Consider the following 14,939-nt stretch of genomic DNA (forward strand, 5'->3'; position numbering starts at 1 on the left):
AACCTGTCGTAAGCGTCACGCCGCCATGCGCAGCAGCAGGAGCGCCGTGACGTCGCCGGCCCGTGCCAAGCGATCGAGCGTCGCATAAGGCAGGTCCGCACTTCTTGAGGATGCCCGCGCCGGCCCGTCGCCATCGAGACGATCAGGCAGGCGCGGAGCCGTGGCTATCGCGCGATCGCGCGGCGCGTGAGGTCCGGAATGCGGCTGTTGTCGTAGGGACTGCAGACCGACATCTCGATCGCGTCGCGCTGGGCACGGTACCAGTCGGTGGCGTCGACCGTATAGCGTTCGGTTGCAAAGGGCTCACCGCCGCTCGAGAATTCGACATCGACGGTGAAGGTCTGAAGAGCGACTTGGGACGAAGGGTTCATGATGAGATCCTTTCGATATGAAAAGGGCGGCTCCGACCGAAGTCGAAGCCGCCACGAAGGGGTTGGTCGGGTTGAAGTCAGCGCGGCGGTCGTCAGCCGGGCGCGCGGTTGCGCCATGTGGCGGCGGCCTGCTCAGCGGTGAGGTCATTCTGATGCTCGCGGCAAAAGGCCTTGAACGCCGCATCGCCGATCAGCTTTGGGGCCTCCAGCGCCTCGATCACGTCCCATAAGAAGGCATAGATCGAGCCCGGCCCGGCAAGCGGGACCCAATCGACCAGATGATTGCTGTCCGCGCCGCAACGCTCGCAGGTCTGGCTGTCATAGGTTGCGAGCAGCACCCAGGCCTGGGTTTCCTCGTCCCAGCAAGCATTGGCGTCGCAGCTGATCTGCCCGCTGCCGCAATGCCGACACCGCGGCATCACGGGTTCCATCTTCGGCACAGTGGCCGGGAGATCGCCGGCGCCGGTATCCCGCAGTCTCTCGCCTTCTGCGAAACGCGGCGGCACCGGGAGCGCTGCCACCTCATAGGCGGTGTCGATCCCAGGCCAGATGCCGGTCAGATAGGTCGGGCCGGCGCTTTCATGGTCCTGCTTCTGACTTTGCCAGTCGTCATCGCCGATTGCGAGCTGGCAAGCATTCTCCGCTGTCGGCGCTTCGTAGATTCGATGCCGAAAAACCGGAAGACGATATGTGCTTTCGATGGTGAAGGTCGGCATGGCGTCCTCCTCAATTTGCCCTGGCAAGGAGCTTGCGCGCCTTGCCCTCGATTTCGAGACGGGTGTCCTGGTTGGACTTCGCCCGAGCGTGGGCCGTGATCCCCTGCACGAAGTCGAACAGGCTGGCGGGCGGGTGGCCTTCCTCGGACGTCACCGACTGGATGATCTTCGCGGTGTCGGTCTTGGAGAAGCCGTTCTTGCGCAGGAAGGACTCGCGGTCCTCGCCGGTTCGTGCGACGATCCGGCTTCGCGCCGTCTTGATGCCTTCGATGAAGCTCATCGCCGAGGAGTCGGCAAAAGTCTCGAGCGCCGGAGCGGCCTCGTAAGCGAACCGATTGGCGGCGAATTTGGAATGTCGGATCGAGATTTCCTCGAAATTTTCGACGCCCCATAGATTGCGATTCATACACACCGCGCGAAGATAAAAAGTAGCTATTCCCAATGTTTTGGAACCCACTTCTGAGTTCCAGCAGTAGAAGCCGCGAAAGAAGAGATCGGGCTCGCCATTGGGAAGTTTGCCGGCTTCGATCGGGTGCGTGTCGTCCACCAGGAAGAGGAAAACATCGCGATCGGAGGCATAGAGCGTCGTCGTCTCGCGCGTGACATCGACATAGGGGTTATAGCGCATCGAACCCCAGTCGAGAACGCCCGGCACTTTCCAGCGCGTGTCCGACACGCCGTTGCCCGCGATCTTCATGACGGCGGCGACCAGTTCGTGATCCCAGATGCGGCCGTAATCGGGGCCGGTGACGGCGCGAAGTTCGGCGCGGCCCTCATGGGTCTTGAGGAGCTTTACCTGTTCGCCGCGATGGCTGAGCAGGCCGTGCTGGAGATTGATGCCGGCGAGCGCGGCAGGCAGGTTGCGCAGATAGGACGCCGGGGCGCCGACCAGGCTCGACAACTGGCCGAAGGACCAATTGGTCGGCGCGATCGGCTCGGCCTCGCCGGGAACGATCAGGTTGAGGCGTTCGGCATTGTCCATGCTCGCCTCGACGCGCACGTCCCGGCTTTCGACGACGCGGGTCCGGGAGCGGTCGGCGCGGCGGCGGACGCTGTCGTAGAGCTCATCGAGCGACAAGAACTTCTCGTCATCGGGACGCGAAAACCATTCGGACGAAACCCGCCCAATGTTGCGACCGCGGGAGATATCGACCTTGTACGCGCCGGAAACTCGAGGCGCGTCAATCTGCTGGGCAAGCGTTGCCATGGGAGGATCTCCTTAAGGGAAAGGACCGATCCGCTTCGAACCGGCCAATCCATCCCCACCCCCTTCCCTCCACATGGCTCGTTGGCACAGAGAATGGGGCGTCAGGCGGCGTCCTGGCGGAGCCATTCGTAGAGCAGGTGAGCGTCGGGATCATATTCCGAGCCGATGGATATCCACACGAGCTTGCCATCACAGGCAAACGCGGATGCGCGCGGAAAAGATAGGTGGGAGCGCCCGTCAAGGATCACGTCGCCAGAACGAACCTTGATAATCGCCCTGGCTGTCCCGAGCGCACGATGTCCTGCGGGCGCGCCGATCAATTTCAAACTGTCACCAGCCCGGATCTGCTTCTTGAAGGCCGCGAGCGTCACCTTCGCCTGGACCGGGTTCTTCGCGCCACGGCGGGCGGCCAGCGCCGCCCAATAGGCCTGGCCGATGCGTGCTTCGCAGTAGAACGAACAGGAGTGAAAGTCCTGCAGCAGGTTGGACCGGGTGAAGCCGAAGCGCTCCATCTGATCGCGCACCTCGACGAAGAAGCTATTTTGCGTATCGCGCGGGGTGAGATCGGTTGGGGCATCGAGGATCTCGGCGATGATCTTACGGCCACCGGCAAATTTTTCGGTCCTGAGCGCAAAGCGCGTGTCAGGGAACTTGGACTTCAGATGACCTTCGATGCGGGCCGCCAGCGTCGCGAGGTTATCGCCGGCGCGGTAGAGATCACCTTGATAGTGGAAGTTACCGCGTTCGTCATGATGGGTCTGGCTGTACAGGCGTGCCGGCGTGCCCGGCGTAGGGATGTCGGTCATGGTTTCCTCCAGGGACGGGTGCGCAGCTTGATCGCCGCGACATCCATGGAAGCCCTCCTCCCCTCCATTTTGACTCGCGCCTGAAATGAAGGCACGAGTTCGTTTACGCTTACGCAAGTGAGCCTGCTTCAAGACCGGTAGTTCCAGCCAGAAGAAGGATACCGCATGGCCGAGGCCGACAATTCGGGCGTCATGTCTTTGACCGTGACGTTGCTCAGCGCTTATTTCGCCAACAATACCGTGCCGAGCAGCGAGTTGCCGGCGCTTGTCGAGGGAACACGACGGGCTCTGCTCGGCGATGCACCAGAGGCGCCAGGAAAGTCTGCCGACGATACTGGCGGGGCAGCTTCTTTCACCGCGCCGGCGCTGGAGGTCGAGCCTGAGGCTCCTGAAGCGAAACCGAACGCGCCGGAATATAAGCCGGCGGTATCCATTGAGGAAAGTCTTGCTTCGCCAGACCAGATACTGAGCCTGATCGACGGCAAGCCTTACAAAGCACTCAAGCGGCATCTTTCGACTCATGGCCTGACTCCCGCTGATTATCGCGCCCGATATGGTCTCCCGGCCGATTATCCTCTGGTGGCGCCGAGCTACTCGGCGGCGCGGCGCGAGGTCGCGCAGAAGTTTGGTCTTGGCGGCAAGCGTAAGAGCGCTCCGGCGCCGGCGGCCGAGGAAGCGCCCGCAGAACCAATTACCGAAGCGGTCGAGCCGCCCGCTGCGGAAGCAACTCCAGCGAAACCTGCGGCGGCGCGGCGCGCTCGAACCAAGGCCGTCACCACCGGGCCCAAGCCGGTGGCCAACGCGCCGAAGAGCACGACCTCGAAGAGCGCTAAACCGATCAAGGACGGCAAGAAGACCAAGGCCACCAAGACTTCGAAGGCGCCCAAGGCCGCTGTCGCCACGACGCCTGCGGCAAGTGCTGATGCCACCCCGAAGCCGAAGAGAAGCAGGGCGCCGAAAGCGTCCGCCGGAACGCCGGCTTCGGCTGAGCTTGCGCCAGACGCGGCAGCGCCCGCGGAATGATCGAGACGGTCCGGGGCTTCGAGAGCCCCGGGCCGATCCACACGACTGACGAGCCGGCGGCCCGCGTGGATCAAATCCGCACCATATCGAGGATTGCTTCGATGACCTCGGTCGACCGGTCCAGGGGCACGAACAACCGGGTCTTGTACTGAATGACCTCGCTGAACACGCCGCGCGCTTTGAGCCGCTCGCGATCGTCGGGACGGTAATTCCGGATTTCGAGCCGGCGCGTACCATTGACCAGAGCCGTCGCCAGGGTCGCACCGCTCAGGCCAGGGATCGCGATGCCCGTTTCTTTCTGCGCGGCCGCGCTGAGTTCAGCGGCAGTCAGTTCGACCGTGCCGTCGAGACCGAACGCGGACTGCAGGTCCGCCATCGCTTCCCGTGGGATCAGCCGGCCAAGGATCGAGGTGCCCTCGCGGTCATCGATCCGCCAGACACGGACGTCGTCCTGTGGAAGCCGGTGCCAGACTGGCAGGAGCAGCCCGGTTGCCACATTGACGGTCTCGATCTCGACCTTCGCCTCGGCCTCGTTTGCCTCTGCCTCCCAGAGCCTCTGGAATTCGTCGCGGTCGATGTCCTTCCAGAGGCTTGCCCACATCGCGATCTCCTGCGTGCGGGTCGCGCCGGTCGGACGCACGAGCTGGCACATAGAAATGATCCGGCCTTCTTCGTCGGTGATCGACCAGGACGGCACCTTGAGCGCCACGCGCTTCGATCGGCGGTTGTAGAGATAGGCGATCTCGCTCGTGCCCTCCCAGATCTGCATCAGCCGCTTCCAGTGCATCACGCGAGGACGCAGATGCAGTTCGAGCCGCAACAATTTCGTCTCGGCGCCGGTCACCGGATCGGTGCGGAGTGTTTGTTCGGATCGCACGATCACCTGTTCGGCGCGGATCGTCTCCACGCCCACGTCGAGCGTTCCGGCTTCGCGCGCGGCATCGACACGTGCCTGGATAAGACCCATATATTCGTCGAAGATCGCGTTCTGCGTGGCGATCCGCAGCGCCAGGATCCGATTGAGCCATCGCTGGATCGGCGGCAGCTTGTCGAGCAGCGTACCGTCGTCCTCGATGAGCTTGAGCCCGGTCATTGCCTGGAACTCGGCCAGCGTAACGCTTGCGAGCTTCTTGCCGTGCAGCAGATGGTACCACTGGGTGAGCGCTTCGCGCGCGTAGTCACCTTCCAGATTGTCCGCCGGATCGAACATATTCTGGCCGCCGGTCTGGCGCTGGCCGCGGGTCAAGGCGCCGAGGCTGTCGAGCCGGCGTGCGATCGTCGAGATAAAGCGCCGCTCCCCCTTGCAGTCGGTGGTCACGGGACGGAACACTGGCGGCACGCTCTGGTTGGTGCGATGCGTGCGCCCCAGCCCCTGGATTGCGACATCGGCACGCCAGCCCGGCTCCAGCAGGAAGTGGATGCGCCGCTTGTCAGCCGTCCGGCACCCGACGTCGGCGTGGTAGGATCGGCCGGTGCCGCCCGCGTCCGAGAAGACCAGGATCGGCTTCTGTCCATCCATGAAGGCCTGTGTCTCGGCGAGGTTGGCGCGTGCACCACGGCGTTCGAGTTTCTGGCAACCATCATTGCCAATGACGATACGGCGTGAACGCCCGGTCACTTCGGCGACCCTCGCGGTGCCGAAACGAGCGATAAGCGCGTCAAGGGCGGCAGGGACCGGCGGCATCGCGCAGAGTTCTTCGATCAGAGCGTCGCGCCTAGCGATGGCTTCGACGCATTGGACCATGTTGCCGGCCTCGTCCCGCATCGGCTCCGATCGCAGGGATCCGTCGCTGGTTGCGAACACGCGCATCTGCTGCGTCGGAAAGGCGCTCTTCAGGTAGTCTATCATCGTGGCGCGGGGAGAAAGCTCCAAATCCAAATGCGCGCGCTCCTCAGGCGAGAGCTCGGCGAGGCGACGATCGAGGATCGCCTCGGAGGTGCTGACCAGTTGCACCACCGCGACATTGCCGGTGGCGATCTCCGTCTGGATGGCCTGGAAAACGGTCGGCATCTTCATCGAGATCAGGAGGGCAGACCAGAAGCGCTGCTTCGAGCTTTCGAACCGGCTGAGCGCCGATCCCTTGGCCATGGCATTGAGGGTGCGGCCAGATGCGCGATCGACGATATTGGCGGCCTCGAGCGCTGCGGCGACACCCGCATGGATCACCGCCCACGCGTCCGCATAGGCATCGTAGATCGCGATCTGGTCCGGGGTGAGCTTATGCTCGAGCGGGTCATATTCGACGCCGGCGAAGCTTAGGGCGCGAGCGGTATAGAGGCCCATCGCCTTGGTATCGCGCGCCACGATCTCCATCGCCGCGATGCCGCCTTCCTCCATCGCTGCGAGGAATGCGTCGCGGTCCTGAAAAGCGGTGCCCGGCCCCCAGAGGCCTAGCCCCGCCGTATAACTGAGGTTTTCAGGCTTGGTGGCACCGGTTGCCGAGATGTAGATGATCCGGGCTCGCGGCAATGCATTTTGCAGGCGAACTCCGGCCAAGCCCTGCTCGGAACCTTTCGCCACGCCGAATTCGGTCTCGGTACCCGCAGCGTTGCCGAGCGCATGGGATTCATCGAGCAGGATCACCCCTTCGAAATCCGCACCCGCCCAGTCGAGCAGCTGCTGGAGGCGCGACGCCCGGTCATGGCGTTGCGAACGCAGGGTCGCATAGGTGAGAAAAAGAATGCCGCTGTCCATGCCGACGGCCTCGCCCAGCGGGAAGGCGTCGAGCGGCTGGATATCGATGGGCAGACCGCCGAGCGCGCTCCAGTCGCGCCGTGCATCCTCGATGAGAGCCGAGCTGCGCGAGATCCAGATGGCGCGGCGCCGTCCACGGTTCCATTGGTCGAGGATGACGCCCGCGCCTTCACGGCCCTTGCCCACGCCTGTGCCGTCGGCGATGAAGAAGCCGGTACGATAGACAGCGCCTTCAGGATCCTCGCGCAATTGGTCGCCGGCCTGATTTGGCGCGAAGCTGCCTTTGAGATCCCGTTCGCATGCTTCGCCGGCATGGATGATGGTTTCGAGCTGCGCCTCGGACAATGCGGCCAGTGCCTGGGGCTGCAGCATCGGACGATAGGACGGTGCGGGAGGCAAGACCGAAGCCATGGCAACCGACTCCACCAGCTGATCAGGATGCGCCTTCGCGCCTTCGATCGCGATCCGTGCCGGACGCCATGGGGCATAGTGACCGACCGGATCGCCCGCTGGGAGCGGCGTCTCCCGCAGCGCGTAGATTAGCGGCCTTGGACTGGTATCCGCAGCGATCCGATCCGGAGTTGTCAGAACCCGCTTGCTGATCCCGCCGAAGATCGTGGTGGCGGCCGGAGCCGGCTTGCGTGGTCGCAGAGGAACGGTCGCAGGCGCGGGAGGCTGAGGGTCGGGCGCAGCAACGCGTGCCGGGAATGCGCGGACGATAGCCTCGGCCGCTTCGATGGTCTGGGCGGTATGGCGCTCGGTCATGCCCGTCCAGCCCCTGTCGAAGACTAGCAGGCGAACCGCGATGCTGGTGCCGTGCTTGGCATAAGGGTGCCCGAGGATAGTGATCTCGGCGCGCGGCTGGACCGTCTCGCACACCATCGCGTAGCCGGACGCGCCGGTGCCGTCGGCGGCGAAACTCGGCGGCATGATCGCAACACAGCGCCCGCCGGGAGCAAGGCGCAGAAGAGCCGAGCGCAGGTGGCGCGCACCGGCGAAGCGATCCTTGCCCCGCCCTTCGCTCCGGCTGAAGGGCGGATTGATCAAGACGACGGTCGGAGCGATACCAAAGGGCAGGAGATCATGAATGAACTCGGCATCGTGCAAGGTGACAGGCTGGCCCAGCAGCTTGCCGAGGAGCGCAGCCCGGTCCGGATCGCGCTCATTAAGGGTTTTAGCCGCGTCGGCGCGCAGGGCGTGAGCCGCGAGCATGCCGGTCCCGGCGGAGGGTTCGAGAACATGGTCGTGCCCTGTGATCCGCGCTGCCCGCGCCGCGAGCCAGGCCAGGGAGATCGGCGTGCTGAACTGCTGCATTTCGATCTGATGCTCGGAACGATAGGTCTGGGTAGGCAGCGCACGCTCGAAGCGGACGAGCGAAGCGAACGCATCGTCATCGGAGAGGGCAAAGGCCGAAGGGCTTGTGGTCGATCTGAGCAGGAGGACTTGCGCGGCTTCAAGCGCGTCATAGGCATCGCGCATCGACCAGGCGCCGCTCGCATCGGATGCGCTAAAGGCGGCATCCATAAGACGGGTGAGGTCCTGGCGGCGGACCGATTGGCCCCGGCCGAGCAACTCGGCGAGGCGGGTGGCCACAGCGTACAAGTGAGCAGCCTTGGTGTTTTCGGGCTCGTGGGGCGGCACGAGCGCAAGCAGAGGGTGGGACATGGGGTCAAACTCCGGGTTGGATCTGGACCATCTCGGCCCGTCAGACCCGCTCCCCCTTCCCTCCCGCCAGAGCTGCGGCGGAATAAAAGGGCCATGCCGCGAGGCCAGGCCCTGAGACAGTGGGGTGGGAGAATGGGAGGATCAGGCGGGTTGCCAACTATGACGGCGCGAGAAGGATCACCGCGATCGAGGGCTTATCACTGGCCGGATGGCGACGGCTGTCATAGGCATGGCTTCCACCACGCCCGATGGTCAGCATGTCGAAGCTCGGCGACGTTCCCCCATTTGCGTCGGGAATGGCCGAGCCACTGTCATGGTACTGGATATCGACAAAGCTCGGCGGCGCGCCACGCTGGTACTCGCCGAAGAAGAAGGTGATCCGCCGCCCGTCACTGGTGCGCGCGCTGACCGTGAAATTGCCGTCCGGGATGTCGATCGGCAAAGTGGGTACGTCGTTGAAGCGGGCAAAACCGATGACCTCGGCATCGCTCGCCGTCATGACGGGAAGCTGGGTGATATCGGCCACGAGATGTCTCCCTGAGTCATAGCTGATGGAACATGGGAAAAGGCCCGGGACCGCGGCGCATCGCCACGGCCCCGGGGACGCTGTCGCCGATCAGGCGGCCTGCGGCAGCTCGTCGGCGGTCGGACCGTGGTCCTCGTCGTTCACAGCCACCGGTTCGACTTCGACAACGTCAGGCGCTGCTTCGGCATAACGCATGACGTCCGGCACCCAAGCGAGCGCCGCATCCCGGAGTTCCGCTTCGATCGGAACGGTTCCCGCGAAGATCTTCTCTGCCGAGGTCGCGAGATCATGCTTCTTCGACGCCCCGTAACGGCTCGACAGCTCCTTCCCGCCAATCTCGTCGAGATGGGCAAGGATCGCGGCCTTGCTGCTCAGGCGATCGAAATAGTTGTTCGCGGTCGGGCGCCACCAGGCCGCAACGTCGATGTCGAGCTTGGTGCCGAGATGGTTGATCAACGCGACCGCCTTGCTGTCGGCGGTGACCGCGTGCAGCGTTCGGGCGACCGCCCAGGCAAGCCAGGCAGCACGGGCCTCGTCGGGAAGCGCGCAGAAGGCATCGTACCGTTGGCAGGTGTCGCCCGCCTCGGTCCAGCTGCGGTCGAGCGCTTCGTCGATCTTGCCCCATTCCTCGGCGGCAAGCGTACCGCTCTGGAAGCCGGAGAGGGACGACCAGGGCTTGTCTGCCTTGAGCTCGGTCGCGAGGTCATAGGCGCCCGAATGCCGGGTCGCCTTGTCGACCATCCAGAACGTGCCCAGGTCGAGCGCGAAGCGCGGATCGCTGGCGATATGGACGCGCAGCAACTCGCTCTTCATCTCGGCCAGTTCCTGGGAGAGGCGCTGGCTGTAGGCGGGCTTGCCAGGAGCCGTGCCGGCCCCGGTCCCGACCGTCTCGTCATCCCCGGTTTCCTGGACGCTGTCTTCGTCGGTCTCGTCCTCGACCGGCGCGACGTAGAGCTGCTCGTGGAGGCGGGGCTCTCCGTCATGACCGATCACGACATAGGCAAGCGCCCCGGCTTTCTGCTCTTCGGTCAGGATCGGCGACTGGTTCTCGATCGCGCGATATTCCGCCTCGAGCATGTCAACCCGGTTGGCCAGATCAGCCTGAGCCTCTTCGTCCGCCTCCTCCCAGGCCTCGTTGGCCGCCTCGATCTCACTTTCGAGTTCGTCGAGGCGAGCCTGCTGCTCGGCCGTGAGTTCGGGCGTGTCGCCCTTGAGCGGGCGCAGATCCCACGTGTCATTGTAGGTGACATGCGTCGCGGGAATGACCCGGACTTCCGCCAGCCCCTCGCGTTCGCGCAGCGCTTCCGCCGCGGCGGCGAGCTTGTCGGCAACCAGACGGTTGAGGAGGTCGCCGTCGATCCAGCGTTCGGTGGTCGAGTCGGAGAAAAGGTCGAGATCGACGCGGCCGCCCGCTTCGATATAGGCGTCCCGTCCGACGAGCAGCGCCTTGGGATCGCTGCCGACATAGGTGTCCTCGGCGAGCTGGCGTTTGATCTCGTTGACGTTGCTCCGGTAGTAGCCATCCTTGAGCAGTTCGAAGACTTCTGCCTGGCGGCTCCGGTCGCTGTTGCTCGCGTAGGCCACGGCCACATTCAGCGTGATCTCGGCGTTGCGCAGCGCCTCGAAGATGGGGTCGGCGAGGTCAGCGAGGCGAAGCCGACTGCGAACGAAGCGCTCGGTAAGGCCAAAGCGCTTCGCGACGTCCTCGGGCGTCTTTCCTTCGCTCTCGATGATGTCCTGGAAGGCCCGGCAGGTGTCGGCCGGGTTCATCGTGAGGTTGAAGAAATTCTCCTCGAGACTGGTTTCGATCGCGTCCTTGGCGTTGCCCAAAACCAGCACCGCGAGTTGATAGTCGGCATCGAACACGCCCTTCTCGATCAGGCGATGGACGGCATCGAGGCGCCGACCGCCGGCAATGATGCGGTAGTGCCCCTTCTTGCGCGAGACGGGCACGCCGATGAGGTTCTGGCGCACACCTTTCGCGGCGATGTTCGCCTCGAGCTGGGCGTCGGCGATCGCATCGCTGACAGTGCGCACGTTGCTCGGCGACTTGGCGAGGTTCGCCGCCGGAACGAGGATAGGAAGTTGGGTCATGGGATAGTCTCCTGGCGGGGACAGCCTGACCATCAGGCCACTTGCCGCCACCACTCCCCCACTCCCTCCCCCCGCTCGAAGCACGTCGTTCCAGTCCTTGAAGCCCGAGGGCGGGAATTCGACCGCGATATCGCGACCCGGCATGGCGTAGGTTTCAAGGGCGTTGGCCACACCGATCTCGCCGGCAATGTCGTTGTCGGGAAAGAGAATGAGCCGCGTCACGCGGTCCGGCAGCGCGATTTGGTGCAGCCGTTCGCTGCCCAGCGTCGCCCAGACGGGAACGCCGAAGAGTATCATCGCCGAGAGCGCGGTCTCGATGCCCTCGGCAAGGCCCAGGACGGAGGTTGCCGTGCCGAGCATGACGGCAGCGCGGTCGGGTCGGCCAAGTGTCATGCGTGGATCGACCAAGTCGCGGGCCCTCCGCGCATCGTCCCGATCGAAGAAGGTGCGCTGGATCGCTATGAAACGGCCTTCATCATGCAGGCCCCCATCGTGAAGCGCCGCGATCATCGCCGGTCTGAAATCGACGGTGCCGCCGCCGCCGAGCGGTGTCTTCGGATGAAAGCGCAGGACGCGTGGAAGCACAGCGATACGTCGACGCCGCAGATAGATCTCGGCGGGCGTGCCGGTGATCGGCCGCGCCTCATCCCAGATGCGGAGGGCCTGCTGCCGTCGCCAGAGATCCGTAGGCATGCCTGGAGATGATACGCATGCCTGCTCGACGTGCTGGAGCGCATTCTCATCGAGACGAAGGATCTCGTGGATGACATCGCGGTTGTCGCAGCCGGCAAAGCATTTGAAGACGAGCGCATGATCGCCGACGCGAACCGAAAGGCTGGGACTGCGATCCGGATGGGCCGGGCAGAGGCACATGGCGCCTCCCGGCTTCCAGACGCCTCCCAGGCGTTTGACGATTCCGGAGCCGATAGCCTCAAGTTCCGGATTATATTTGCTGGTGAGCTTGGCCATGGGAATGCCCCAGAATAGGTTGCCCATGAAGACACATCGACGCGAGGAGCGCCCAAGAGCGGAGACGGGCAAGCATTGGATGGGCGACCCGCTGATCGCCACACCAAACTCGGCCCACTCCCCTCCTCAATCGCGGTCTGGTCGCCCCTTCCAGACGTAGACAGTCGAGACACGACAAGGCGTTGAAGGCACAATATAAGGCACGCCAGCTGGACCTGTAGAGGCTCCAGGATTTATAGAACTGGGCAAGTCGGCGGCACACAAGACTGGAAATGCAATCCAAGGTTCTGCCGATACGGCCAAGCCCCTGCAAAGCTGGGGTGTCGCCGCCCCTTCTACTGCTCTCATCTGTTACCATCCAAAATGGATGTAAGTTCAATTTGGCTAATTTACGCGCAAGAACTTACAATATGAGCGGCGCCAGATGGGTTTCCCTCCTTCATGGAAAGGAGCCCTTCATGCCCCCTCGCACGAGATTGAAAGCCCGTCCGCCGCGAACAGCATGGCTATCGGCAGAAGTGAGCGCGCACCGATGATCGAGGGACGCCAGATTGCGACAACGATCACTCGCTGCAGCATGATTGAGCTGACCGAACAGCTTCAGCGCCTGCGGGCCGACGAGTTCGGAAAAGAGCTCTTCACGATCCCTGCGTTCGAGATGCTGCTCGATCTCTATACTCACAGGAGCATCCATCCGCGGTCTTTGACGTCGCTCACGGGCACTTCAAGTGCGTCGGAGCGGAATTCCCAACGGATTGTCCATCGACTGGCGGAACGTGGGTTTGTGGACCTCCACCGCGATCCGTCCGACGGACGGCGGATCATCGTCCAGCTTAGAGAGGAGACGCGCGCCATGCTTGATCGCTTCTTTGATCGGATGGTGGAAATGGCTGCTGGTTCGTCAGCCCGCCAATGCGATTCCAAATGAAGATTTCCATGCTGCATTTAAGCGTGCAGCCACCCTCGTATGACCTCTTGTCACGAGGGAGAATTCAAGGCAGATTTCGGGTGCAGCTCGGGAAAAGGCTGGGGCCCGGCTGTAGGTTAATCCTTCCAGGCATGATGACGGGCTCATCCACGGCGGTTGAGCGCAGGTATTGGACAATGCCCGCCACCCTTGGGTGGTACGATCATGCTGTCTCTCGCTCAAAGCTGCGGTTTCACGTTAGCGCCGTTCGATCCCATCATGTGCGCCTGAACCCATGTTTCAGGCGCAGCAATGCGAAGACGCCGGCGCGCCAGCCGCCGCGATCTATGAGGAACAGCAGTTCGTCGCCTTGTATCGAGAGGAGGCGCCCAAACTGCGCTCCTTCCTCCGAAGGCGTATTTGGCTCGAAGACGACCGCGATGACATGGTGCAGGAGGCCTTCACCAGGCTGGCAGCTTCACAATCGGCAAGCGCCTGGAGCAATCCCGGCGCCTATCTGCACGGAATCGTTCGGCACCTTCTCGCGGATCGTGTGCGAGCCTGGGCGAAAAGCCAATCTCTCGACCCGGTTTCCTGCCCGGTCCCTCAGGAGGTTGCCGGGCCAGACGAAGCTGCGGAGCTGAACCAGATGCGGGAGCGCTATCGTGTCGCAATCGATGGTCTCCCGCCGCGGACAAAAGAGGTGTATTTGCTACATAGGGTGGAAGAACTCGGCTATAGGCAGATAGCGGAGCAGCTGAGCATCAGTATTAGAACTGTGGAGTGGCATGTGGCGGAGGCCATTGTGCGGATCGGCAAGACCATCGGAAACCCCAATGGCTGACAACAAACAGCCGGAAGGTATGCCTCGCATGGATCAGCTGACGCGCGAAGGGGCGCTATGGTTCGCCCGAATGCGCGGCCCTGATGCCGAGAGCTATCGCCCCGAGTTCGAACGCTGGCTCACGCTCGGCGCTTCACACCGCGATGCGTACGACCGGGCGGGCGAAATCTTTGCGCTTGGGCGGTTTCTGGCCGCACAGGGAAATGAGGGCGCGAGCGAGGCCAACGACAATGAGCCCGTCCGACCAAAATGGAGATGGACCGGATTAGCGGCGAGCATTCTCATTGCCGTCGGTGTTGGAAGTTGGTTCCTCGGCGGCGAGATGCGGAGCCCCGCATATCGGCCCGTCCAGGTGGCTCAATCGGAAGGCGCCGCCACCTCGGAGCGGCAAATCTACGACACGGTGGTCGGTGGTCGGCGCAACATTCGCCTAGCTGACGGATCGGTTGTCGATCTCGACGAAGGGAGTGAGCTGGCGACGGACTTCACGAACGCCAGACGCGAGCTGAACCTCAAGCGAGGTCGCGCGCGATTCGAGGTCGCGCATGAAGGACGTCCGTTCGTGGTGTTTGCCGGAGGGGGAAGCGTCACCGCACGCGGTACGGTCTTCGATGTCATTCTTGGCGGCAACAAGCGCGTCACCGTAAGATTGCTGCGAGGGGTGGTTGACGTCGAGAGGCCGCAAGGCCCGAAAGACGGTCGAGACAATGCCGCAGTCGCGCGATTGGAACCCGGCGAAGTCCTGAGTTTCGCAGCGGTAGCGCCAACGATCCTTCCAGTCAGCTTGGGAAAACCCGGGATCGAGCCAGCGGCGCTCAACCCCGGACAACCGGTCATCCGGGAGTATGAGCGAACCCCATTGTCCGCTGTCGTTGCCGAGGCCAACAGGGATTCCGCGACTTCTATTCGGCTCGCAGATCCCAGCATCGGCACGATGAGGGTCAGCGGACGGTTCCGCGTCGACAATGCCGATCAGGTTGCCGATCGCTTGGCGGTGCTGTTCGACCTCGATGTCGAACGGACCAAATCGGATGAAATCACCCTCCACAAAAAATAGCCGGAGATTCTTCTACTCCCTACCCCGTAGATTGCTGTTTTGTTGCGATGCCCCCTGAA

General features: G+C 63.4%; 11 protein-coding genes. 4 read left to right on the forward strand and 7 right to left on the reverse strand.

Annotation, left to right across the window (positions count from 1 at the left end; all coding sequences use genetic code 11):
- Positions 1 to 164: 164 nt before the first annotated feature.
- The 4 genes from J0A91_RS19730 to J0A91_RS19745 form a co-directional block, all read right to left on the reverse strand.
- Positions 165 to 371 (reverse strand): hypothetical protein, encoded by a 207-nt coding sequence (locus tag J0A91_RS19730; protein WP_069206326.1) that lies wholly within the window; start codon positions 369 to 371, stop codon positions 165 to 167.
- A gap of 92 nt (positions 372 to 463) precedes the next feature.
- Complete coding sequence (locus J0A91_RS19735) at positions 464 to 1,087, reverse strand: hypothetical protein (protein WP_069206327.1); 624 nt, start codon at positions 1,085 to 1,087, stop codon at positions 464 to 466.
- 10 nt (positions 1,088 to 1,097) lie between these two features.
- Entirely contained in the window at positions 1,098 to 2,294 is a 1,197-nt protein-coding gene (locus J0A91_RS19740) for a DUF932 domain-containing protein (protein WP_069206328.1), read from the reverse strand.
- Between the two features lie 101 nt (positions 2,295 to 2,395).
- Positions 2,396 to 3,100, reverse strand: a complete 705-nt coding sequence (locus tag J0A91_RS19745) for a hypothetical protein (protein ID WP_069206329.1) — start codon at positions 3,098 to 3,100, stop codon at positions 2,396 to 2,398.
- A gap of 165 nt (positions 3,101 to 3,265) precedes the next feature.
- Between J0A91_RS19745 and J0A91_RS19750 the strand changes: the two genes are divergently transcribed.
- The gene (locus tag J0A91_RS19750) at positions 3,266 to 4,123 is read left to right on the forward strand and encodes a Ros/MucR family transcriptional regulator (RefSeq protein WP_069206330.1); all 858 of its coding nucleotides are present in this window, start codon (positions 3,266 to 3,268) and stop codon (positions 4,121 to 4,123) included.
- A 70-nt stretch (positions 4,124 to 4,193) separates the two neighbouring features.
- Here the strand turns inward: J0A91_RS19750 and J0A91_RS19755 are convergent, their stop codons facing one another.
- From J0A91_RS19755 to J0A91_RS19765, 3 genes are all read right to left on the reverse strand, one after another.
- Complete coding sequence (locus tag J0A91_RS19755) at positions 4,194 to 8,483, reverse strand: strawberry notch family protein (RefSeq protein ID WP_069206331.1); 4,290 nt, start codon at positions 8,481 to 8,483, stop codon at positions 4,194 to 4,196.
- A 157-nt stretch (positions 8,484 to 8,640) separates the two neighbouring features.
- The gene (locus J0A91_RS19760; protein ID WP_069206332.1) at positions 8,641 to 9,009 is read right to left on the reverse strand and encodes a hypothetical protein; all 369 of its coding nucleotides are present in this window, start codon (positions 9,007 to 9,009) and stop codon (positions 8,641 to 8,643) included.
- A 90-nt stretch (positions 9,010 to 9,099) separates the two neighbouring features.
- Positions 9,100 to 12,072, reverse strand: coding sequence for a DUF7146 domain-containing protein (locus tag J0A91_RS19765; protein ID WP_240502097.1), 2,973 nt, complete (start codon positions 12,070 to 12,072; stop codon positions 9,100 to 9,102).
- A 532-nt stretch (positions 12,073 to 12,604) separates the two neighbouring features.
- Here J0A91_RS19765 and J0A91_RS19775 point away from each other — a divergent pair.
- The 3 genes from J0A91_RS19775 to J0A91_RS19785 all read left to right on the forward strand — a co-directional run bounded on the left by J0A91_RS19775 (position 12,605) and on the right by J0A91_RS19785 (position 14,880).
- Positions 12,605 to 13,000, forward strand: a complete 396-nt coding sequence (locus J0A91_RS19775; protein WP_069206333.1) for a helix-turn-helix domain-containing protein — start codon at positions 12,605 to 12,607, stop codon at positions 12,998 to 13,000.
- 274 nt (positions 13,001 to 13,274) lie between these two features.
- Positions 13,275 to 13,823 carry an RNA polymerase sigma factor gene (locus tag J0A91_RS19780; protein WP_069206334.1) on the forward strand — a complete coding sequence of 183 codons (549 nt, stop codon included), beginning with the start codon at positions 13,275 to 13,277 and terminating at the stop codon, positions 13,821 to 13,823.
- Complete coding sequence (locus J0A91_RS19785) at positions 13,816 to 14,880, forward strand: FecR family protein (protein ID WP_069206335.1); 1,065 nt, start codon at positions 13,816 to 13,818, stop codon at positions 14,878 to 14,880. Before J0A91_RS19780 ends, J0A91_RS19785 begins: the two co-directional genes overlap by 8 nt.
- Positions 14,881 to 14,939: the final 59 nt, after the last annotated feature.

Source organism: Sphingomonas panacis, assembly GCF_001717955.1.
In the GTDB taxonomy this organism is placed as follows: Bacteria; Pseudomonadota; Alphaproteobacteria; order Sphingomonadales; family Sphingomonadaceae; genus Sphingomonas; species Sphingomonas panacis.